Here is a 21,392-nt window from a genome sequence, read left to right on the forward strand (position 1 = left end):
TTGTTTTGACGCGTTTTCTTTACGCGAACCGGTATCCACTTCGCTCGAAAACGCTCTAGAACTTGTAATCCCAGCCGATCCACGCGCAGAGGCTGCGGCCCATCACGTCTTCGAGGTCCTGGCCCTTCAGCCAGGGCATCTCCTCGGTGAAGAACGTCACGCATTGGCGGTAGCTGCAGGGCATGCGGGTGATGTCGGTGCCCCAGAACACCCGCTTCGGCCCAAAGGCGTCGAAGATGCGATGCAGCCCATCCTGGATGTTGCGGAAGGGATAGGCTTCCGTCGAATAATGCGGCGCGCCGGTGGCCTTGACCGCGACATTGGGCAACTTCGCCATCGCCACCAGCTCGTCGAGATGGATAAAGGCCTCGGCATCCCGGCCATTCCGGTTGAGGCCGCAATGATCGAGGATCATCCGCAAATCGGGATGACGCTCGGCGATGTCGCGGAATTTCGGCAGGAAAATACCGCCCATCATGGCGATCGGCAGGCCTTCCCTCTCCGCCGCCGGCCATAGCCATTCGAGCGAGCCGTCGTACAGCCACTTCTGGTGCTCCGGCAGCAATAACGGCCAGCGCAGCCCCATCATGCCCGGCTGATCGCGCCAGCCGTGTATCAGCTTTCGGTTCTCCGGCCTGTCGAGCGGAAACTGGCCCATGACGGCGAAGCGGTCCGGATATTTCCGCGCCGCCTCGATCGCCAGCGCATTGGCATCGGGATCCCAACCGCTCGGCGGATGGATCAGCGCGGCATCGACGCCGGCCTCGTCCATTTCCCGCAAAACCTCCTCGGCGGTGAACTGGGAGACCTTGCGGTGCAGGCCGGAGGTCGGCACCACCGTCTTCGACCAGATGTGCACCTGCGCGTCGATGATCTTCATGGGTTGATCCGGGCCGCATCGAGATAACCGGCCTTCTCTCTCCCGCAAGGCGTTGCTATCGTCAACCGGCAAAGGGAAGAAACGCGATGAAGGGACCTGAGGATGACGCCGGCCTGGCCGGCAAGGTCGCGCTGGTGAGCGGCGGGGGTGCCGCAGGCGACGGCATCGGCAATGGGCGGGCCGCGGCGATTCTGCTGGCGCGCGCCGGGACCAAGGTGCTGGTGAGCGATCGCGACCTCAAGCTCGCCGGGCGCACCGTGGAAATGATCGAGGCCGAAGGCGGCACCGCGGCGGCGCAGGCCGGCGACGTCACCGACGAAGCCGACTGCAAGCGGCTGGTCGAGGCTGCTGTCGACCGCTGGGGCCGGCTCGATTTCCTCGACAACAATGTCGGGATCGGCAGCCGCGGCAGCGTGGTCGACGAGAAGCCCGAGGAATACCGCCGCGTCATGCTGGTCAATGTCGAGACCATGTTCCTGCTGTCCAAGTATGCGATTCCGGCCATGATCAAGACCGCCAACGGCGGCGCGATCGTCAACATCTCGTCGATCTCAGCGCTGCGGCCGCGCGGGCTCACCACCTACTCGACCTCAAAGGCCGCGGTGATCGGGCTGACGCAAGCGATGGCGGTCGATCACGGCCGCGACAATATCCGCGTCAACTGCATCTGCCCGGGGCCGATGTACACGCCGATGGTCTATGCCCGCGGCATGAGCGAGACCGCGCGCCGGCAACGCGCCAGGGCCTCGGTGCTGAAGATCGAAGGCACCGGCTGGGACGTCGGCCACGCCGTGAAATTCCTGCTCAGCGATTACGCTCGCTACATCACCGGCCAGGTGCTGGTGGTCGATGGCGGCGTCACGCTGCAGGGGCCGGAACGCGATTCCCGGGATCACTGACCGCGCCATCAAAAAGGAACAAGCAAAATGGCCCGCCTGCCCTATCTCGAAGCCGACCAGGTCGCGCCCGAATATCGCGACTTGCTCAAGCGCAACACCAACCTGCACAAGCTGTTGGTCAACTCGCCCGACATGGCGCGCGCCTTCAACGGCGTCGGCAGCTACATCCGCTTCAAGAGCAAGCTCGACCCGCGCCTGCGCGAGCTTGCGATCCTGCAGGTCGGCTGGATGGAGAAGTCGGAATACGAATTCACCCATCACGTCAAGATCGGCAAGGAATTCGGCGTCACCGACGAGGATATCGACGCCATGATGGCCGAGACCGAAGGGAAATCCTCGAAGCTCGAGCCGCTCGCGAGAGCGATCCTGAAAGGCGCGCGCGAGATGGTGCGCGAGCTTGCGATGTCAGATGCCACCTTCGCCGAGATCAAGAAGGAGTTGTCCAATGAGCACATGACCGATCTGGTGCTCACCATCGCCTTCTATTGCGCCGTGGTGCGCGTGCTCGCGACCATGAAGATGGACAACGAGCCCTATTACAAAGAGGTACTGCAGCAGTACCCGATTCCGGGAGTGAGCTGACATGCGCCTGCAAGATCGTATCGCCATCGTGGTCGGCGCCGGCCAGAGCCCCGGCGAAGGCATGGGCAACGGCCGCGCCACCGCGCTGACATTCGCGCGCGAGGGCGCCAAGGTTCTGTGCGTGGATCACAACCTCGCTTCGGCGCAGGAGACGGTCGGCATGATCGGCGCCAAGGGCGGCTCAGCTTTCGCTTTCAAGGCCGACGTCACCAAGGAGGCCCAAATCAAGGCCATGGTGGAGGACGCGCAGGCACGCTGGGGCCGCGTCGACATCCTGCACAACAATGTCGGCGTCAGCCTGTCGGGCGGCGATGCCGAACTGCTCGATATCACCGAGGAAGCGCTCGACCGCTGCATCGCGATCAACCTCAAGAGCTGCATCTTCGCCGCGCGGCACGTGATCCCGATCATGCGCAAGCAGAAGAGCGGCGTCATCATCAACATCTCCTCGATGGCCGTCATCACCACCTATCCGTATGTGGCCTACAAGGCGACCAAATCGGCGATGGTTTCCTTCACCGAGCAGCTCGCCTACCAGAACGCCCAGTACGGCATCCGCGCCAATGTGATCCTGCCCGGCCTGATGAACACGCCGATGGCGGTCGACACCCGCGCCCGCGAGTTCAAGAAGACCCGCGCCGAGGTCGAAGCCGAGCGCGACGCCAAGGTGCCCCTGCGCAAGAAGATGGGCACCGGCTGGGACGTCGCCAACGCCGCGCTGTTTCTGGCCTCCGACGAGGCCAACTTCATCACCGGCGTGACGCTGCCGGTGGACGGCGGCGCCAGCGTACGGCGCGGCTAGCAATTGCCCGGCCGACACGGCATCGCCGCTCGCGCTGGACGCGAAGCGTCGTGGCAGTCGAAATCAATCTTCTCTTTGGCCCCAAAAGTGATCGAGCCTAAAAACTGATCATCTTGTTTCAGCCGTCGGTATGATCGACCGGCTGCGTAGCTTGCGCGGCATAGCGTCATTCTGTAGCAATAAGGCTCGGGAACGGATTATTAGAGCAACACCATGTCTGTGAGCGAGCGGGGAGAAGCTGCGTCGGTCCCGACGACTGGTTCTTCGATGCTACTCATTCCGATTTATACGGCGACAATTTTTCTTAGCGCCGCGTTGCTGTTCGCCGTGCAGCCTTTATTCACGAAAATGGTCCTGCCGCGCCTGGGTGGTTCACCATCGGTATGGTCCGTGGCCATGGTGTTTTTTCAAGGCATTTTGCTGCTTGGTTACGCGTATGCCGATATTTTAACCCGCCTGGTACGTGGTCCGCTCGCTTTGTTCATCCACCTCGCGGTTATGTTGGGCGGAGCGATGTTCCTGCCGGTCGCCATTGCGAAAGGCTGGGGCTTGCCACCAGCAGGCCACGAACAATTGTTCTTACTGGGTCTGTTCGCCGTCTCCATAGGTTTTCCGTTTTTCGCGCTGTCCGCTAACGGCCCACTGCTGCAAGCCTGGTTCGCCCGCTCCGGTCTTGGACAGGCCGAAAATCCCTATTTTCTTTACGCGGCGAGCAATACCGGAAGCTTGCTGGCATTATTTGCCTACCCGTTCGTGGCCGAGCCATTTTCGACGCTGAGCTTCCAAGGCAGCCTCTGGCGCTCCGGCTACTACTTGTTGATCGCGCTGATAGCCGCATGCGGAGTCCTGGTTTTCTTTCGCAGCGAAGGCGAGGCCGTTTTGCCGCACGCGCAGGCGACAGAAGCGCCCCCTGCGTTTGGCCGAATGACCTACTGGGTGGTGCTTGCCTTCGTGCCGTCAGCACTGATGATCGCGGCGACGGCGCATATCACTACGGATGTTGCTGCTGCCCCGTTTCTATGGGTGCTTCCGCTATCGCTTTACCTGATCAGCTTTATCTTGGTATTCAGCCGACGCACCTTTATCCAACAGGAAACCTGGATAAAACTCCAGCCATTCCTGCTGGCGTTGCTCGTGCTGACGCTCGCACTCGATATTCGCACATGGCTGATCGTCGATGTCGCGCTCCACTTGCTCACGTTCTTCGTGACGGCGATGATATGTCACGGCTTGATGGCCGCGACGCGTCCACAGGCTGCCTACCTCACGCGATTCTATTTTTGCATGTCACTGGGCGGCGTGCTCGGTGGAATTTTCTCAGGTCTGATAGCTCCTCACATTTTTTCATGGATCGCCGAATACCCGTTGCTGGTGGTTGCGGCCGCGCTGGCGCGGCCGGGGCTGGCTTGGCCGAGGGGAAAGGAAGCCCGGCTAGTTGTAACGCTCGTTGTGCTGGTCTTGCTCGCCGCATTGCCCGGGTTGTACGAAGGGTTCTCGATCATTCCACCGTACAATTGGCTTGTCTGGGGCGCCGTTACCATCCTGATCGCTTGCGCCGTCGCATCGCGCGAATTGCCATTGCGACTGGCCCTGCTTTTCGCCGCAGTCTTTCTCATCACTCGAATCTACCCGCCGAATGTGAGGCATCTCGAAACAGTGCGCAGTTTCTTCGGTGTCCACAAGATCGAAGTGACGTCGGACGGCCGTTTTCGCGTACTGCGCCACGGCATGGAATTGCATGGTGCGCAGCGATTGACCACCGATGACGGCAAGCCGGTCACCGGCCGACCCGAACTATCCACCTATTACCATCCTGATTCCCCCATCGCAGAAGCTATCGACGCCGTGCAGGACAAGAAACAGGGACCAATTCATGCCGCTGTTATCGGTCTCGGTGCCGGCTCGATTGCCTGTCTTATGAAGCCGGATGACCATCTTGATTATTACGAAATCGACGCCGAGGTCATCCGTATCGCCCGTGATCCAAAACGCTTTACGTTCCTGCGGGATTGCAAGCCGGACGCCAATATCGTTCTTGGCGATGCACGGTTGACCATCGCCGAGGCAAAGGACGCGCGTTATGATGTGATCGTCGTCGATGCCTTCTCTTCGGATTCAATTCCGGTGCATTTGCTGACACGGGAAGCTCTGCGCATTTATTTGTCGCGATTAAATCCCGGTGGCATCATCGTCACCCACATCTCCAACAATCACCTCGACTTGACAGGGGTTGTGACGGAGACGGCCGCGAGTGAAAAGCTGATCGCGAGGCTTTATGACGAAGACGAAACGGTCGGCGGTGACCCAATGATCAAGTTTTCGACCGTCATGATCCTGGCACGCAACAACGACGATTTTGGACTCCTGAAAGACTGGGATTTACAAACGCCGGAGCCCGGTGAATATCCCTGGAGCGACGACTTCTCGAACCTGTTGGGGCCGCTGATCGCCAAATTTCGAGAGGGCGACTGACAGCGGGACGATCCGAACGCTCCGCTCCGCCGCTGTGACTCTTTATGCGAGAGTGGTCGGTAAGCGGGTAGAGAGCCTCGTCACCGGCGCCAGGCAAAGCAGAATGCGGTGGACGAGGATGATCGCCTCCCCGATGCCCGTGCGTGACAAAGACGATCGTTGTCGCCAACGGCCCAGATTCGCCATCAATCCCGGCTTTGATCCGAACCGGCGCCTGAAAGGCATCTACGGGGGTTTTCGATGTCGAAGATGAATCCGGTCACCCGGCGCGGATCAATAGCTATCCTTGCCGTCCTCTCTGCTTGCGCAGCATTGCCGCATGCGGCAGCGGCGAACGACCAGGACAGCAACCATCAGCGGCGAATCTCGATCGCAGTGCCGGAGTTCTCGGATAGTCCGCCATCCGGCGAGGTCAACGCGCGCGAGATGACCGAAATTATTATCTCGGATTTGAAGGCGTCGGGACGGTTGGCGCTGCTCGACCCCCACGAACTTGTCGAGGACAACATCGATGTTGCCCCACATTTCGACAAATGGCGCAGCATCGATGCTCAAAGCCTGGTCACCGGCCGCATCGTGCGCAAACCGGATCAGCGCGTCATGGTGGAATTTCGCCTGTGGGATGTAGCCAGCGGCCAGCAACTGGTCGGTGCACAATATGTGTTGCAGCCGGATGACTGGCGCCGCGTTCCGCACGCGATCGCGGAGGCTATCCTCGAACGGTTGATCGGCCGCAGCTAGACCGGCGCAAGCGCGGGCTCACGCCTTGTCGGGCCCGACCCGCACCAACTGCTTGCCGAAATTGGCGCCCTTCAACAGCCCCATGAACGCAGCCGGGGCGCTGTCGAGCCCTTCGGTGATGAACTCACGATGCTTGACCTTGCCCTCGCGCACCCATTGCGACATGTCGCGCAGGAAGTCGGCGTGGCGCGCGGCGAAATCGCTGACGATGAAGCCCCGGATGGTAAGACGCTTGGTCAGCACCGCGCGCATCATCGTAGCAGGCCATTTGGGCGCTGTCGCCTCGGTGTCATTGTAATGCGCGATCAGGCCGCAGACGGGCACGCGCGCGAACGTGTTGAGCAATGGAAACACCGCTTCGAACACCGCACCCCCGACATTCTCGAAATAGACGTCGATCCCTTTCGGGCAGGCGTCCTTCAGTTTGCCCGCTAGATTGGGGTCGCGGTGATCGAGGCAGTCGTCGAAGCCGAGTTCTTTTTTGACGTAGTCGCATTTGTCCTTGCCGCCGGCGATGCCGACCGCGCGGGCGCCCTTGATCTTCGCGATCTGCCCGACCGCCGAGCCGACCGCGCCGGAAGCCGCCGCAACCACGACGGTCTCGCCGGGCTGCGGCTTGCCGATATCGAGCAGCCCGGTATAGGCGGTCATGCCGGGCATCCCGAGTACGCCGACCGCGGCCGAGACCGGTCCGAGTTTCGGATCGATCTTGGTCAATCCCTTGCCGTCGGAAAGTGCATGCGATTGCCAGCCCGCGCGCGACTGCACGATGTCGCCCCTGGCAAAGCCCGGATTGATGGAGCCGATCACCTCGCTTACCGTGCCACCCTCCATGACGCCGCCGATCGGCACCGGCGCCGCATAGGACGGCCCGTCGCTCATGCGTCCGCGCATATAGGGATCGAGCGACAGCCAGATGGTGCGCAGCAGGACCTGGCCCTCACCGGGGGCCGGCACCGCGTAGTCTTCCACACGAAAGTTTGACGCCTTGGGCTCGCCGACCGGGCGAGAGACGAGAACGACGCGCTTGGCGGATTGCGGCATGGTGGTTTCCTCCAATTTTGTTTTCGTCTTTGCGACGGTCTAGATTCAGGCTGTGATCTTTGCCAGCGCCGCGTCGAACGCGGCCGCGGCGTCAGGCAAATCCTTGAATGCAAGCCCGCTGTCGGCCGACTGCTTCTGCGCTTCCGTCGCAGTGGGGCGAATTTCGGCGACCGGCTTTGCACCATCGAGCAATGCCTTTGGCGCGATGACATGAAACTCGTGGGCTTCGATCGGCGCATCCTTGAGCAGAAACACGCTCAAGGACACGATGTCCTTGCCGCGCCGGTACGAAATATAGCGGTCGACCGCCACCGAGCCGTCGCGCTGCATGCCGCCGAGCTTGGCATAGCCCTTGGCGTCCAGCAGCCGGTGCGCCTTGAAACCCTTCACGCCGGCCGATCTGGCTTTCGCGGTCTCTTCGGACAGGTCGTACTTCGCCGCCATCTCCTTGCCCACGGCGGCGAGCCGGGCGGACATGTCGTGCTCGAATTCCTTCAATTCGGTGCGCGGTTTGGCAGCCTTCCGCGGCTTTGTGGCATTGCGCTTTTCGATCTCGGCCTTGCACTGCGCGATCACGCCGGCGACGGCTTTCCGCTCGGCGTTGGCAAGCAGATTCTTCAGATCCTGATCCGAAAGTGCTGCAACCCTGTCGTCCGACCAATCGACCATAATGACCAACTTCTTTTCGAATATTGTTGAGAATATTGTTGAGGTGAAACTCGGCTACACCCCGCCGGGGTAATTCGGAGCCTCGCGCGTGATGGTGACGTCGTGGACGTGGCTTTCGCGCAAGCCAGCGCCGGTGATGCGAACGAATTGCGCCTTCTCGTGGAATTCAGCAAGGTTTTTCGCGCCGACATATCCCATTGCCGCGCGCAGGCCGCCGGCCAGCTGATGCATGACATTGCCGACCGGGCCCTTGTAGGGCACCTGACCCTCGATGCCTTCAGGCACGAGCTTGAGCGTGTCCTTGATGTCCTGCTGGAAGTAACGGTCGGCGGAGCCGCGCGCCATCGCCCCTACCGAGCCCATGCCGCGATAGGCCTTGTAGGAGCGGCCCTGCCACAGAAACACTTCGCCGGGCGTCTCGTCGGTACCGGCCAGCAATGAGCCGACCATCGCGATATCGGCGCCAGCCGCCAGCGCCTTGGCAAGATCGCCGGAATATTTGATGCCGCCATCGGCGATCACGGGCACATTGGCCTTCTTCGCCGCTTCCACCGCATCCATGATCGCGGTGAGCTGCGGCACGCCGACGCCGGCGACGATCCTGGTGGTGCAGATCGAACCCGGGCCGATACCGACCTTGATCGCGTCGGCGCCGGAATCGATCAGCGCCTGCGCGCCTTCCGTGGTGGCGACGTTGCCGGCGATGACCTGCACCGCGTTGGAAAGCCGCTTGATGCGGTTGACGGCTTCCAGCACCCGCGAGGAATGACCGTGCGCGGTATCGACCACGATGATATCGACCCCGGCATCGATCAGCCGCTCGGTGCGGCCGAAACCGTTCTCGCCGACCGTGGTCGCCGCCGCGACCCGCAGCCGGCCCTGGGTGTCCTTGCAGGCCAAAGGATGGGCGACTGCCTTCTCCATGTCCTTAACGGTGATGAGGCCGACGCAGCGGTATTGATCGTCGACGACCAGAAGCTTTTCGATACGGTGCTGGTGCAGCATCCGCTTGGCTTCGTCCTGGCTGACGCCTTCGCGCACCGTCACCAGATTCTCGTGCGTCATCAGCTCGGAAATCTTTTGCTTGGGATCGGTGGCAAAGCGCACGTCGCGGTTGGTGAGGATGCCGACCAGCTTGCCGGGAACGCCCTTGGCCGCACCCGTGACCACCGGAATGCCGGAAAATCCATGGTCCTTCATCAACGCCATCGCGTCCGACAGCATCGCGTCGGGACCGATGGTCAGCGGATTGACCACCATTCCGGATTCGAACTTCTTGACCTGCCGCACCTGGGCGGCCTGGCCGTCGACATCGAAATTGCGGTGAATGACGCCGATGCCGCCCGACTGCGCCATGGCGATCGCCATGCGCGCTTCGGTGACGGTGTCCATGGCGGAGGCGATGATCGGAATGTTGAGCGGAATGGCGCGGGTAACGCGGGAACGGATATCGGCTTCCGAGGGCAGGATGTCCGACAGGCCGGGCTTTAGCAGCACGTCATCGAACGTATAGGCTTCGCGGATCGCCTGAAGTCCCAGCACCACTGCCATCGCCAACTCCGTTCAGCGGCCTGCCGCCGCGATCTGACCTCGGGATGAGCCGATTGACCGGCGATGCGCGGCATCGTCGTCGAATCAGATCCCATCGATAGGGTTGGCGGTGGTCGATAGCATGGCGGCCAATGGAATCAAAGCGTTTGGCAGCCATGCACAGGCTTTTCGATCAGCGCGGATAACCCGGTTTCCGCCGCGCCGGCGCGGATAAATCAGTTTCCGCCGTGCCAGCGCGGATAGCCCGGCGGCGGGTCGTAGCGGCGGATCGCCTGCACCACTTCACGGTGCCGGCGCTCTTCCCGCTTCAGATGTATCGCGATCACCGCATGCGCCGACGGCACCAGCAGCAGAACGTGGAAAATCAGGCCGAAAATCGCGCAAAACACGATCAGGACCAGGTTGAAGAGGGCGGCAAACGGCTGCCCGTTCAGCAACAGGCCGATCGGCGGCAACAAGGCAGCAAGCACATAGATCATCGTCGGAACTCCGGCGGCGGCGTCACAACGGATTTAGGCGGTTTTTGCCGTTCCGCAATAGCCTCTGCGGCTACCAGATGGTACAGCCCGTGCTCCTGTCCGCCGCAGCTTTTTCCAGCAAATTTGAATGACCAGAGAACGCCTGATCCCGCTCATCGTGGCCACCGCGCTGTTCATGGAGAACATGGATTCGACCGTGATCGCGACCTCGCTGCCGGCGATCGCCGCCGATATCGGCGCCAGTCCGTTGACCCTGAAGCTCGCGATCACCTCCTATCTGTTGTCGCTGGCGGTGTTCATTCCGGCGAGCGGCTGGACCGCCGACCGCTTCGGCGCGCGTATGGTGTTTTCGATTGCCATCGCCGTGTTCATGCTGGGTTCGATCGGCTGCGCACTATCCTCTTCGGTGACGGATTTCGTGATCGCCCGCATCGTGCAGGGCTTCGGCGGCGCCATGATGACGCCGGTCGGACGCCTGGTGCTGCTCCGCTCCATCGACAAAAGCGCACTGGTCAACGCGATGGCGTGGGTCACGGTGCCCGCACTGGTCGGCCCGGTGATCGGCCCGCCGCTCGGCGGCTTCATCACGACCTACCTGACCTGGCACTGGATCTTCCTGATCAACATTCCGATCGGCCTGCTCGGCATCTTCATGGCGCTGCGCTACATCGATCCGATCCGCAGCGAAGACCCCGAGCGCTTCGATCTCTACGGGCTGGTGCTGGCCGGGATCGGGCTTGGCGGCATCGCATTCGGGCTTTCGATCGCCGGCCTCAACCTCGTGCCATGGACCGTCGTCGTAGCGCTGATCGCCATCGGCGCCGTTTCCATGACGCTCTACGTCATCCACGGCAGGCGAACCGCCTCGCCGGTGCTGGATTTCGCGCTGCTGCGGTTGCCGACCATGCGCGCCAGCATCATCGGCGGCTTTCTGTTCCGGCTCGGCATCGGCGCGTTGCCGTTCCTGCTGCCGCTGTTGATGCAGGTCGGGTTCGGTCTGTCGCCGCTTCGCTCGGGGCTGGTGACGTTTGCTTCCGCGGCCGGCGCCATGGGAATGAAAACGCTGGCGGCCCGCATCATCCGGACCTTCGGGTTCCGCAACATCATGACCATCAATGCGGTGGTCAGTTCGACCTTCCTTGCGGCCTGCGCGCTGTTCACGATCACGACGCCGCTGCTTCTGATCATGATCCTGCTGGTGGTCGGCGGCTTCTTCCGTTCGCTGCAATTCACCGCCATCAACACGCTGGCCTATTCGGAAGTCGAGCCGGAACTGATGAGCCGCGCCACCACGTTGGTCAGCGTCAACCAGCAACTGGCGGTTTCCGCCGGCGTCGCGGTCGGCGCATTCTCGGTGGAATCGACCATGTGGCTGCATCACGTGACCGAGCTGAGTGCCGGCGATTTCGCGCCGGGGTTCATCGTGGTCGCGATCATCTCGACCATTTCGACGTACTTCTTCTGGGAAATGCCGGCCGATGCCGGTCATCAGGTATCGGGACGCGGCGTTACCACGGTCGCCAGCCCGGAGCGCGACGCCGAACCCGAGGAGACCGCCGCCACCGAGACCGCCAATGTCAGGGATACCCGGCTGGGGTGAACTCGCGCCTGTAAATCCAAGGGGTGGTCACGCCCGGGCTCTATCGGTTGCCTGACCGCGAAACCCCATCGCCAGCACGTAGCGCTCGGACGAATCCTTGCGGCTCGAGGCAGGCTTGACGTGCCTGACAGTGGCAAAATCGCGCTTCAACTGCGTCATCAATGCCGCATCCGCACCGCTCTGGAAAACCTTGGCGACGAACGTGCCGCCGGGCTTGAGTACATCGGACGCGAACGCGGCAGCGCCTTCCACCAGGCCGAGAATGCGCAGTTGATCGGTCTTGCGGTGGCCCGTGGTGTTGGCGGCCATGTCGGACAGCACCACATCGGCGCGGCCGCCCATCATGCCCAGCAATTTTTCCGGTGCGCCGTCGGCGAGAAAATCAAGCTGAGCGAAGGTCACGCCTGCAATCTCCGGCATCTCCAACAGATCGATCGCCACCACCTTGCCTCTGCCGTCGGCGGCGCCAACCCGTCTGGCGGCGACCTGGCTCCAGCCGCCGGGCGCCGCCCCAAGATCGACCACCGTGATGCCCTGCCTGAGGAAGTGGTACTTGTCGTCGATTTCGATCAGCTTGTAGGCCGCACGCGAGCGCAAACCATCCCGCTTGGCCTGCGCCACATAGGGATCGTTGAGCTGCCGCTCCAGCCAGAGCTTCGACGACAGCTTGAGCCTGCCGCCGCTCTTGACGGTGACGCGCAGCCGCCCGGTGGTATCCTTCGCCATGGCGTGTAGCTAACACATTGCGGGCCGATACGCCTACCGGCATCCGCCGAGCGCACCGTCCTCGCGCATCATCTCGACCAGCATTCCCTCGCGCAGGCCCCGGTCGGCCACCCGCAGCCGCGGCAGCGGAAACGCATCGCGGATCGCATCGAGAATGGCGCAGCCCGCCAGCACTAGGTCGGCGCGTTCGACGCCGATGCATTGATTGCCGGCGCGTTCCTGATAGGTCATGCCGAGCAGGCGCGTGATGGCAGCGGTGAGATCGGCGTCGCTCATCCAGACGCCGTCGATCCGGCGGCGATCGTAGCGCACCAGATTGAGGTGAACGCCGGCCAGCGTGGTAACGGTTCCCGAGGTGCCGAGCAGGTGCATATCCTTCAGGTCGGCGCCATGTTCGCTGGCAAACGGGGCGACGTATCTTGCCACCTCCTGCACCATGCGCGCATAGGATTGCGGGGTGACGTGCTTGCCGCCGAAATGCTCGGACAGGGTAACGACGCCGAGCGGGATCGACATCCATGCCTTGATGCGCGGCACGGCGTTTCGTTCGCCGGGATCGCGTTCGATCCGGACCAGTTCGGTCGACCCGCCGCCGATGTCGAACAGGATCGCGCCCCGCCCGCCTGGGTCGAGCAGCGGCGAGCAGCCGATCACCGCGAGGGTCGCTTCCGTCTCGCGGTCGATCACCTCGAGCCGGATGCCGGTCTCGGTCGCCACCCGATCCCGAAAACTGTCGGCGTTCGACGCTGCGCGGCAGGCTTCGGTTGCGATCAGCCGCAGGCGTTTGGCCTTCTTGGACTGGATCTTGTCGCGGCAAATGCTGAGCGCTCCGATGGCGCGTTCGATCGCGGCGTCGCTGATGCAGCCGGTCGCCGGGATCCCCTCCCCGAGCCGGATGATCCGCGAAAAGGAATCGACCACCCGGAATCCGTCATCGGTCGGACAGGCGATCAGCAGGCGGCAATTGTTGGTGCCCAAATCAAGCGCAGCGTAGACGCCGGAGCCCGATGCTGGCCCCGCTGGTGCGCCCGCCGCAGCCGATCCCGCGCTTGCGCGCGGCCCCGGGCCGTCGCGAAGGCGCGTGTCATTGTTCATCAAATGTCTTTCCGCGGCTAGCTTTGGCCGACGAGGAATTTCCGTTCACGGAAACTTTAGCAGCGCACAGGGGCGACGCAACAGCCCTGCATACGGGACCATGCCCAATCGGGCGTTGTCGTCCGGATAGCGGCGGGTTATCTGAAGGAAGCCGCGAAATCGGGCAAAAAGCCGAAATTTCAGGGTTTTCGATGCAAGATCACACGTCTTCGGTTTCCCTCGACAACGCTATCGCACTGCAAAAATACGGCGTCGGACTGCCGGTCCGCCGCAAGGAAGACGACACCCTGGTGCGCGGCAAGGGCAAGTACACCGACGACTTCAATCTGCCGGGGCAGGCCTACGCCTGGATCGTGCGCTCCAGCCACGCCCACGGGATCATCCGCGGCATCGACACTGTAGCGGCCAGGGCGATGCCCGGCGTGCTCGGGGTCTGGACCGGAACCGAACTCGCAGCGGCCGGCTATGATCCCTTCACTTGCGCCCTGCCGCTGAAAAACCGCGACGGCTCGCCGCTGCTGCAGACCGGACGCATGCCGCTGATGACCGACAAGGTTCGTTATGTCGGCGATGCCGTGGCCTTTGTGGTTGCCGAGACGCTGGCGCAGGCGCGCGATGCCGGTGAAGCCGTGGTGGTCGATATCGATCCGCTGCCGGCCGTCACCCGTGCCGAGGACGCCGCAAAGCCCGGAGCGCCGCAACTTTACGATCACATCCCCGACAACGTCGCCCTGGACTATCACTTTGGCGACGCCGCCAGGGTCGACGCGGCCTTCGCCAGTGCCGCGCATGTGACCAGGCTCGACATCGTCAACAACCGCATCGCCGTGGTGGCGATGGAGCCGCGCGCAGCACTTGCATCCTACGACAAGGCCAGCGAGCGTTACACGATTCAGGTTCCTACCCAGGGCGTATCGGGCAACCGGAACATGCTGGCCAGGAACATGAAGCTATCACCCGACAAGGTCCGCATCCTGACGGCGAATGTCGGCGGCTCCTTCGGCATGAAGAACATCAACTATCCCGAATACATGTGCATTCTCTATGCGGCGAAGGTGCTCGGGAGGCCCGTGAAGTGGACCGACGAGCGATCGACCAGTTTTCTTTCCGACAGCCAGGGCCGCTCGCAGACGATCCATGCCGAGCTCGCGCTCGACGCCGAAGGCAGGTTTCTGGCGGTGCGCGTCAAGGGTTACGGCAACCTCGGCGCCTACATCACCGGCGTCGCGCCCAATCCATTGACGCTCAGCATCGCAAAGAACCTCCCCAGCCTCTATCGCACCCCGCTGGTGAGCATCGATATCAAATGCGTGCTCACCAATACCACGCATCTGGGTGCCTATCGTGGCGCCGGCCGCCCGGAGGCCAACTACTACATGGAGCGTCTGGTCGATCGCGCCGCCGCCGAGATGGGCATCAACCCGCTGACGCTGCGCAAGCGCAACTTCATCAAGCCGGCGCAAATGCCGTTTTCGTCAGCCTCCGGCTTTGTCTATGACAGCGGCGATTTCCGAGGGCTGCTCGACAAGGCGCTCGAAATTTCCGATTACGCCAATTTTAACAGGCGCAAGAAGGAAAGCCGCAAGCGCGGCAAGCTCCGCGGCATCGCGGTCGGCTGCTACCTCGAAGTCACCGCACCTCCCAGCGGCGAGCTTGGCAAGATCACGTTCGAACCGGACGGTTCGGTGAAGCTCACTACCGGCACGCTGGATTACGGCCAGGGCCATGCCACGCCGTTCGCGCAGGTGCTTTCCGCGCAACTCGGCGTACCCTTCGAAAAGATCACGCTTGAGCAGAACGACAGCGATCTGGTGCGGTTCGGCAACGGCACCGGCGGCTCCCGCTCCATCACCGCGACGGGTACGGCGATCGTCGAATCCGCTGCCTTGGTGATCGCCAAGGGCAAGCAGGCGGCGGCGCATTTGATGGAAGCCGCCGAGGACGATATCGAATTCGCGCAAGGGCGCTTCACCATCGCCGGCACCGACCGCAGCATCGACATCATGGAGCTGGCGCAACGGCTGCGCGAAGGCACGATGCCGGAAGGCGTGCCATCGTCGCTCGACGTCGATCACAACACCAAGGAGACGCCCTCGACCTTCCCCAACGGCTGCCACGTTGCGGAAGTCGAGATCGATCCCGACACCGGCGTCATTAGGGTGGTGCGTTTTACCGCCGTCAACGACTTCGGCACCGTCGTCAACCCGATGATCGTCGCGGGGCAGTTGCATGGCGGCGTCGCGCAGGGCATCGGACAGGCGCTGATGGAAGAGGTCCGCTACGACGAAGGCGGCCAGCCCATCACGGGATCGTTGATGGACTACGCGCTGCCGCGCGCCGAGGACATTCCGCAGGTCGCGATCGACGACCATCCGGTGCCCGCCAGATCCAATCCGTTGGGCACCAAGGGCTGCGGCGAGTCCGGCTGCGCCGGCGGCCTCGTCACCCTCGTCAATGCGGTGCTCGATGCGCTCTCCGAGTTCGGCATTACGGAGATCGAGATGCCGTTGACCCCGGAGCGGGTCTGGCGTGCAATAAGGGACGCGAAATCAAAGGCGGCGTGACTGCTGCCGTGATCGCCTGCCACAGACCGGCGTGCCCTATTGCTTGAACCGAGATCGCTGAGCCATCGCCATGACCACCCGCCCGACTGCGACGCGGCCCTTCCTCGTGGTCGTGCGGGGAGCGGCCGACGCTGCCTGCAGGGTCTGGATGAAAAAGGACGCGCCGCGGCGGTGGGACTTGCTGCTCGACTGGTACGGCCGCAACCGAAATTTCCTGACGATCTCGTCGATCTGGCCAATTTCGGCGGCATCACGAAATTTCCATCGATCAAGCGGCTCGACGCGACCTGGCCCGGCTACCTGCAATCCTACCAAGCGGTCTGGTTTGTCGATGGCGACGTCGAGATCGCGTTCGAGGATATCGACACCCTATTCGATATCTTTTCCCGCTACGATCTCTGGCTCGCGCAACCCTCGCTGTCGCCAAGCTCATTCCATGCGCATGAAATCTGCGTGCACCGCCCGGGCGTTGCCTTGCGATACGTCAACTTCGTCGAGATCATGGCGCCGATTTTCTCGAGACACGGTCTAAAGACGTGCCTGGCGACATTCGATCAGAGCATCAGCGGTTGGGGACTGGACGTGGTCTGGCCGGCCCTGCTGGGACAACCGCAACGCCGGATCGCCATCATCGACGCCATTCAGATCGAGCATCCCAGGAAAATGGATCTGGTAGCCGGACCGTTTTACCTCTTGCTGGGGTCGATGGGCGTCGATCCGCGCGCCGAGAAGAAAGCCGTGATGGAACAATACGGCGTCACGCAGGAATTTCAGACGTATGAATATGTGCTGAAATAGCGCCGCGTGAGAGTCTTACGAAGAGGATGGATTGCCGGGTCAAGCCCGGCAATGACGAGATAACTACGCCGCCGCCTGCTCGCGCGGCTGGTAGATCGCGATGTGCTGGCAATGCGCCAGCGGGGTGCGGCCGTTGGCCACCACCAGCGCGTCGAGTTCGACGAAGCGATGGCCCTTCTTTACGTAGTTGCCGGTCACCTTCGCCCGCGCCGTCAGTTCATCGCCGCTGCGCGCCGCCGCCAAAAGCTGCATCCGGGTCCCGACGTGAATCCAGGGGCCGAGGATGGCGTTATCGACCAGCACCTTGTTCATCACCCGCGGCAACAGGCCGGGATGGCCCAGCCCTTCCCGTGCATAGATCGTTTCGGTTTCGCGAATGTCGGCGAGATATTGCTTTGCCGCTTCCCCCGCCCAGGAACGCGGCACCGCGCCGAGCCACTTGCCGAGTTGATACGACGCCGCGTCGACCGGCCTGCGTTCGTCGACCGCCGCGGTCTCGATATAATCCGAAAGCGAAAACACCGGCGCCGCTGCCGGCAGCGACGCAGTTCCGGTGGCACAAAGCTGTCCGCGGCTTTCAACCTCGATCGCGAGCCCCCCATCGCGCTCCTCGCCCCTGACCTCGGCGATCTCGCCGTCATAGACCGGCTTGACCAGGCGCGCCTCGATCAATCCGCGCTCGAGGAACGCGCGGCCCCACTTCGCCACCGGCAGGTGCATCATGTAGGCCATCACGTCGACGCCGGGCACCAGGCCGCCACTGAATCCGAAACGGCGCGCCACGGCATCGTCGTGGATCTTGTTTTCGGAGTGCTTGGAGGTGTTGTAGGCCGAGACGCGATACGGCTCGATGCGGCTGCTCATGCAAGTTTTCCCCGATCTGGTCGCCATTTCCGTCGATAATGGTACGCGAAGAAAAAGCCGAGACAAGCCTGTTCCAGCGCCGTTTTTCTCGCAATTCCGGCCGCAATGGGCTACCACGCCGACCATGAAGCGCGCCAGCCGCGTTTTTTCGACCAATCCCAACCGATGACATCCATCTTGAACACCACCCGCATCTATGTCGACGCCGATGCCTGCCCCGTCAAAGACGAAATCTACCGCGTCGCAAGCCGCCACGGCCTGCCCGTCAGCGTGGTCGCCGGTCAATTCATCCGGGTGCCGCAACATCCCCTGATCGAACGCATCGCGGCGGGTTCCGGGATGGATGCGGCCGATGACTGGATTGCGGAACGCGCGGGCCAGGGCGATATCGTCATTACATCCGATATCCCGCTGGCGAGCCGCTGCGTGAAGGCCGGCGCCGAGGTGATCGCGCCGAACGGCAAGCCGTTCACGGAACAATCGATCGGGATGACCCTTGCGGTCCGCAACCTGATGACCGATCTGCGTTCCCAAGGCGAAGTGACCGGCGGCCCCAGGTCGTACGCGCCGCGCGACCGCTCGGCGTTTCTGTCGGCGCTCGACCAGACCATCCGCCGGCTCCAGCGCCAGCGCGCGGAGCAATCCGCGCAAAAACAGGGTTGAACCGGGAAATCATGGCGCCGCCGCTGATCCAGTTGAAAGACATCGCGCTGACCTTCGGCGGCACGCCGCTGTTGTCGGGCGTCGAACTGTCGGTGTCGGCGGGCGAACGGGTTTGCCTGATCGGCCGCAACGGCTCGGGCAAATCGACGCTGCTGAAGATCGCGGCCGGCCTGGTCGAACCGGACAGCGGCAGCCGCTTCGTGCAACCCGGCGCGACCATCCGCTATCTGCCGCAGGAGCCGGATTTTTCGGGCTTCGCCACCACGCTGGCCTATGTCGAAGCCGGCCTCAACCCCGGCGACGATCACTACCAGGCTCGCTACATGCTCGAGCAGCTCGGGCTGCGCGGCGACGAAGACTCGAGCAAGATCTCCGGCGGCGAAGCCCGCCGCGCGGCGCTGGCGCGGGTGCTGGCGCCCTCGCCCGATATCCTGTTGCTGGACGAGCCGACCAACCATCTCGATCTCACCACCATCGAATGGCTGGAAAGTGAACTCGACAGCCGCCGCAGCGCTCTTGTCATCATCAGTCACGATCGCCGCTTCCTGTGCAATCTGTCGCGCTCGACGGCGTGGCTCGATCGCGGCCAGATCAGGCAGATCGACCGCGGCTTCAGTGCATTCGAGGCCTGGCGCGACGAGGTGCTCGCCGAAGAAGAACGCGATCAGCACAAGCTCGACCGCAAAATCGTCAATGAGGAGCACTGGCTGCGCTACGGCGTTTCCGGCCGCCGCAAGCGCAACGTCAAGCGGCTCGGCAATCTCTACGCGCTGCGCGAGCAGCGGCGAGACTATCGCGGCGCCGCCGGCAATGCCAACCTTGCGGCCGCGGAAGCCGACAAATCCGGCAAGCTGGTGATCGAGGCCAAGAATATCGGTCGGTCCTATGGCGGCCGCAAAATCGTCGAGGGCTTTTCAGTTCGCGTGCAGCGCGGCGATCGCATCGGCATCGTCGGGCCGAACGGCGCCGGCAAGACCACGCTGGTCGACATGCTGACCGGCGCAAAGCCGCCGGACAGCGGCACCATCCGGTTCGGCGCCAATATCGAGATGGCGACGCTCGATCAGCATCGCGAGAGCCTCGACCCCAAAACGACCTTGGCCGACGCCCTGACCGGCGGCGGCAGCGACAACGTCATGATCGGCGGCAAGCCGAGGCACGTCGTCAGCTACATGAAGGACTTCCTGTTCGCGCAGGAGCAGATGCGCACGCCGCTGGAAGTGCTATCCGGCGGCGAGCGCGGACGCCTGATGCTGGCGCGTGCGCTGGCAAAGCCCTCCAACCTTCTGGTGCTGGACGAGCCGACCAACGACCTCGATCTGGAGACCCTCGACGTGCTGGAGGAAATGCTCGGCGACTACGAAGGCACCGTGATCCTGATCAGCCACGACCGCGATTTCCTCGACCGTGTCGTGACCTCGGTGATCGCGCCGGAAGGCAACGGCCAATGGATCGAGTATGCCGGCGGCTATACCGACATGCTGGCGCAGCGCGGCGCCGACCTCAAGCGCGAGGCGGTCAAGGCGGCCGCCGAAGACAGGAAGCAGGCGAAAACCGCCCCCGCTTCCAGCGTTCCGAAGCGCCGGCTGAACTTCAAGGAAAAGCACGCGCTGGAAACGCTGCCCAAGACCATCGCCAGACTGCAGGCCGAGATCGCCAAGCAGCAGCGGCATCTTGACGATCCCAATCTCTATACCAAGGATCGCAGGAAATTCGACCAGGCCTCGGATGCGCTGACGACGGCGCAAAAGGAGCTCGAGGCCGCCGAAGACAAATGGCTGGAACTCGAAGTGCTGCGCGAAGAGATCGAACAGGCTTGAGTGAACTCGCCCTCCCCCTGAAAGAGGGAGGTGAACAAAGAAGAACCGGAGTAACCTCGATGACCACGCCCCTTGCCGCCAAAATCGCCCGCGACTACGGCACGCCTGTCGCGGTCATCGACATGGACCGGGTCGAGCGCAACATCGCGCGGATCCAGGCCGCCTGCGACGCCGCGGGAGTTGCCAACCGGCCGCATATCAAGACCCACAAGAGCCCGATGCTGGCGAAGCTCCAGGTCGCGGCCGGCGCCCGCGGCATCACCTGCCAGAAGCTCGGCGAGGCCGAAGTGATGGCGGAGGCCGGCATCGACGACATCCTGATCAGCTACAACCTGATCGGCGACGAGAAGATGGCACGGCTCGGCGCGCTGCAGGCCAAGGCCAACATGACGGTCGCCGCCGACAATTCGACCGTGATCGCGGGCCTGCCGCAGGCCGCGGCGATTTCCGGCCGGCCGCTTTCGGTGGTGGTCGAATGCGATACCGGGCGCAAGCGCGCCGGGGTCGAAACCCCAGCCGAGGCCATCGCGCTGGCGCGCCAGATCGCAGCCTCGAAGGGACTGAGGTTCGGAGGCTTCATGCTGTACCCGACCGAGACCGGCTGGGCCGAGGCACAGCGTTTCTACGACGAGGCGCTGGCAGGCATTCGCGAACACGGCCTCGACGCGGCGATGGTCTCCACCGGCGGCACGCCGAACCTGAAGAATGTCGGCAAGCTCAGGGGCGCCACCGAGCATCGGCCCGGCACCTACATCTATAATGACCGGATGCAGGTCGCCGCCGGCGTCGCCTCGTGGGACGACTGCGCGCTGCACATCTATTCAACCGTGGTCAGCCGCGCCGGCTCGGATCGCGGCATTCTCGATGCCGGCTCCAAGACGCTGACGTCGGATACCGGCGGCGGGCTCGACGGCCACGGGCTGATCCTCGAACATCCGCAAGCCAAAATCGCGCGCTTTGCCGAGGAGCACGGCTTTCTCGACCTCGCCCGCAGCAACACCCGTCCCGTCGTCGGGGACGTCGTGCGGATCGTGCCCAACCATGTCTGTGTCGTCGTCAACATGATGGACGAGGTGGTGATGGTGCGCGGCGAGGAGATCATCGGCACGCTGCCGGTGGCGGCGCGGGGGAAGTTGCGGTAAG

Annotated in this window: 19 protein-coding genes; 11 read left to right on the forward strand and 8 right to left on the reverse strand. The window is 63.1% G+C overall.

The genetic code is table 11. From position 1 onward, the window contains the following. Positions 1-55: 55 nt before the first annotated feature. Positions 56-880 (reverse strand): amidohydrolase family protein, encoded by an 825-nt coding sequence (locus E7813_RS15000; protein WP_291575169.1) that lies wholly within the window; start codon positions 878-880, stop codon positions 56-58. Positions 881-966: 86 nt separating this feature from the next. Between E7813_RS15000 and E7813_RS15005 the strand changes: the two genes are divergently transcribed. From E7813_RS15005 to E7813_RS15025, 5 genes are all read left to right on the forward strand, one after another. Next, positions 967-1,779, forward strand: coding sequence for an SDR family NAD(P)-dependent oxidoreductase (locus tag E7813_RS15005; protein ID WP_291575171.1), 813 nt, complete (start codon positions 967-969; stop codon positions 1,777-1,779). Positions 1,780-1,806: 27 nt separating this feature from the next. Then, positions 1,807-2,361, forward strand: a complete 555-nt coding sequence (locus E7813_RS15010; protein WP_291575172.1) for a carboxymuconolactone decarboxylase family protein — start codon at positions 1,807-1,809, stop codon at positions 2,359-2,361. Between the two features lies 1 nt (position 2,362). Further along, the gene (locus E7813_RS15015) at positions 2,363-3,163 is read left to right on the forward strand and encodes an SDR family NAD(P)-dependent oxidoreductase (RefSeq protein WP_291575173.1); all 801 of its coding nucleotides are present in this window, start codon (positions 2,363-2,365) and stop codon (positions 3,161-3,163) included. 267 nt (positions 3,164-3,430) lie between these two features. Further along, positions 3,431-5,635, forward strand: coding sequence for a fused MFS/spermidine synthase (locus tag E7813_RS15020; RefSeq protein ID WP_291575174.1), 2,205 nt, complete (start codon positions 3,431-3,433; stop codon positions 5,633-5,635). 240 nt (positions 5,636-5,875) lie between these two features. After that, positions 5,876-6,376 (forward strand): hypothetical protein, encoded by a 501-nt coding sequence (locus tag E7813_RS15025; RefSeq protein ID WP_291575175.1) that lies wholly within the window; start codon positions 5,876-5,878, stop codon positions 6,374-6,376. An 18-nt stretch (positions 6,377-6,394) separates the two neighbouring features. Here E7813_RS15025 and E7813_RS15030 read toward each other — a convergent pair whose 3' ends face one another. The 4 genes from E7813_RS15030 to E7813_RS15045 form a co-directional block, all read right to left on the reverse strand. After that, a complete protein-coding gene (locus tag E7813_RS15030; protein ID WP_291575178.1) occupies positions 6,395-7,420 on the reverse strand; it encodes an NADP-dependent oxidoreductase in 1,026 nt (341 codons plus the stop codon). A gap of 45 nt (positions 7,421-7,465) precedes the next feature. Continuing rightward, positions 7,466-8,089 (reverse strand): hypothetical protein, encoded by a 624-nt coding sequence (locus E7813_RS15035; protein WP_291575180.1) that lies wholly within the window; start codon positions 8,087-8,089, stop codon positions 7,466-7,468. A gap of 54 nt (positions 8,090-8,143) precedes the next feature. Continuing rightward, on the reverse strand, positions 8,144-9,640 hold the full coding sequence (guaB, locus tag E7813_RS15040) for an IMP dehydrogenase (RefSeq protein ID WP_291575182.1): 1,497 nt from the start codon (positions 9,638-9,640) through the stop codon (positions 8,144-8,146). A gap of 215 nt (positions 9,641-9,855) precedes the next feature. Then, a complete protein-coding gene (locus E7813_RS15045; protein ID WP_291575184.1) occupies positions 9,856-10,119 on the reverse strand; it encodes a hypothetical protein in 264 nt (87 codons plus the stop codon). A gap of 127 nt (positions 10,120-10,246) precedes the next feature. On the opposite strand from E7813_RS15045, the gene E7813_RS15050 reads away from it, so the two are divergent. Next, the gene (locus tag E7813_RS15050; protein WP_291575186.1) at positions 10,247-11,719 is read left to right on the forward strand and encodes a DHA2 family efflux MFS transporter permease subunit; all 1,473 of its coding nucleotides are present in this window, start codon (positions 10,247-10,249) and stop codon (positions 11,717-11,719) included. Between the two features lie 27 nt (positions 11,720-11,746). On the opposite strand, the gene E7813_RS15055 is transcribed toward E7813_RS15050, so the two are convergent. Both E7813_RS15055 and E7813_RS15060 read right to left on the reverse strand, forming a co-directional pair. Further along, complete coding sequence (locus E7813_RS15055; protein WP_291575188.1) at positions 11,747-12,445, reverse strand: RlmE family RNA methyltransferase; 699 nt, start codon at positions 12,443-12,445, stop codon at positions 11,747-11,749. A gap of 33 nt (positions 12,446-12,478) precedes the next feature. Then, positions 12,479-13,540, reverse strand: a complete 1,062-nt coding sequence (locus E7813_RS15060; protein WP_291575189.1) for a Ppx/GppA phosphatase family protein — start codon at positions 13,538-13,540, stop codon at positions 12,479-12,481. Positions 13,541-13,731: 191 nt separating this feature from the next. Here E7813_RS15060 and E7813_RS15065 point away from each other — a divergent pair, with 191 nt between their 5' ends. Both E7813_RS15065 and E7813_RS15070 read left to right on the forward strand, forming a co-directional pair. Next, the gene (locus E7813_RS15065; protein ID WP_291575190.1) at positions 13,732-16,104 is read left to right on the forward strand and encodes a xanthine dehydrogenase family protein molybdopterin-binding subunit; all 2,373 of its coding nucleotides are present in this window, start codon (positions 13,732-13,734) and stop codon (positions 16,102-16,104) included. A 171-nt stretch (positions 16,105-16,275) separates the two neighbouring features. Continuing rightward, positions 16,276-16,902, forward strand: coding sequence for a DUF707 domain-containing protein (locus E7813_RS15070; RefSeq protein ID WP_291575191.1), 627 nt, complete (start codon positions 16,276-16,278; stop codon positions 16,900-16,902). Between the two features lie 63 nt (positions 16,903-16,965). Here the strand turns inward: E7813_RS15070 and E7813_RS15075 are convergent, their stop codons facing one another. After that, positions 16,966-17,766, reverse strand: a complete 801-nt coding sequence (locus E7813_RS15075) for a hypothetical protein (RefSeq protein ID WP_291575192.1) — start codon at positions 17,764-17,766, stop codon at positions 16,966-16,968. Positions 17,767-17,931: 165 nt separating this feature from the next. Between E7813_RS15075 and E7813_RS15080 the strand changes: the two genes are divergently transcribed. Genes E7813_RS15080 through E7813_RS15090 form a run of 3 tightly spaced genes read left to right on the forward strand, consistent with a single transcriptional unit; the run spans position 17,932 to position 21,391 of the window. Continuing rightward, complete coding sequence (locus E7813_RS15080; protein ID WP_291575194.1) at positions 17,932-18,429, forward strand: YaiI/YqxD family protein; 498 nt, start codon at positions 17,932-17,934, stop codon at positions 18,427-18,429. 11 nt (positions 18,430-18,440) lie between these two features. Beyond that, the gene (locus tag E7813_RS15085; RefSeq protein WP_291575196.1) at positions 18,441-20,249 is read left to right on the forward strand and encodes an ATP-binding cassette domain-containing protein; all 1,809 of its coding nucleotides are present in this window, start codon (positions 18,441-18,443) and stop codon (positions 20,247-20,249) included. A 59-nt stretch (positions 20,250-20,308) separates the two neighbouring features. Further along, complete coding sequence (locus E7813_RS15090) at positions 20,309-21,391, forward strand: D-TA family PLP-dependent enzyme (RefSeq protein ID WP_291575198.1); 1,083 nt, start codon at positions 20,309-20,311, stop codon at positions 21,389-21,391. Position 21,392: the final 1 nt, after the last annotated feature.

The sequence above is a fragment of the Bradyrhizobium sp. genome (assembly GCF_004799405.1).
In the GTDB taxonomy this organism is placed as follows: Bacteria; Pseudomonadota; Alphaproteobacteria; order Rhizobiales; family Xanthobacteraceae; genus Bradyrhizobium.

Excerpts from the sequence above, each read along its gene's own strand:
- E7813_RS15060 (WP_291575189.1), bottom strand. The coding sequence starts at position 13,540 with ATGAACAATGACACGCGCCTTCGCGACGGCCCGGGGCCGCGCGCAAGC.
- E7813_RS15000 (WP_291575169.1), bottom strand. The coding sequence starts at position 880 with ATGAAGATCATCGACGCGCAGGTGCACATCTGGTCGAAGACGGTGGTG.
- E7813_RS15090 (WP_291575198.1), top strand. The coding sequence starts at position 20,309 with ATGACCACGCCCCTTGCCGCCAAAATCGCCCGCGACTACGGCACGCCT.
- guaB (WP_291575182.1), bottom strand. The coding sequence starts at position 9,640 with ATGGCAGTGGTGCTGGGACTTCAGGCGATCCGCGAAGCCTATACGTTC.
- E7813_RS15035 (WP_291575180.1), bottom strand. The coding sequence starts at position 8,089 with ATGGTCGATTGGTCGGACGACAGGGTTGCAGCACTTTCGGATCAGGAT.
- E7813_RS15025 (WP_291575175.1), top strand. The coding sequence starts at position 5,876 with ATGTCGAAGATGAATCCGGTCACCCGGCGCGGATCAATAGCTATCCTT.
- E7813_RS15080 (WP_291575194.1), top strand. The coding sequence starts at position 17,932 with ATGACATCCATCTTGAACACCACCCGCATCTATGTCGACGCCGATGCC.
- E7813_RS15045 (WP_291575184.1), bottom strand. The coding sequence starts at position 10,119 with ATGATCTATGTGCTTGCTGCCTTGTTGCCGCCGATCGGCCTGTTGCTG.
- E7813_RS15010 (WP_291575172.1), top strand. The coding sequence starts at position 1,807 with ATGGCCCGCCTGCCCTATCTCGAAGCCGACCAGGTCGCGCCCGAATAT.
- E7813_RS15030 (WP_291575178.1), bottom strand. The coding sequence starts at position 7,420 with ATGCCGCAATCCGCCAAGCGCGTCGTTCTCGTCTCTCGCCCGGTCGGC.
- E7813_RS15015 (WP_291575173.1), top strand. The coding sequence starts at position 2,363 with ATGCGCCTGCAAGATCGTATCGCCATCGTGGTCGGCGCCGGCCAGAGC.
- E7813_RS15050 (WP_291575186.1), top strand. The coding sequence starts at position 10,247 with ATGACCAGAGAACGCCTGATCCCGCTCATCGTGGCCACCGCGCTGTTC.
- E7813_RS15065 (WP_291575190.1), top strand. The coding sequence starts at position 13,732 with ATGCAAGATCACACGTCTTCGGTTTCCCTCGACAACGCTATCGCACTG.
- E7813_RS15075 (WP_291575192.1), bottom strand. The coding sequence starts at position 17,766 with ATGAGCAGCCGCATCGAGCCGTATCGCGTCTCGGCCTACAACACCTCC.
- E7813_RS15055 (WP_291575188.1), bottom strand. The coding sequence starts at position 12,445 with ATGGCGAAGGATACCACCGGGCGGCTGCGCGTCACCGTCAAGAGCGGC.
- E7813_RS15085 (WP_291575196.1), top strand. The coding sequence starts at position 18,441 with ATGGCGCCGCCGCTGATCCAGTTGAAAGACATCGCGCTGACCTTCGGC.
- E7813_RS15020 (WP_291575174.1), top strand. The coding sequence starts at position 3,431 with ATGCTACTCATTCCGATTTATACGGCGACAATTTTTCTTAGCGCCGCG.
- E7813_RS15005 (WP_291575171.1), top strand. The coding sequence starts at position 967 with ATGAAGGGACCTGAGGATGACGCCGGCCTGGCCGGCAAGGTCGCGCTG.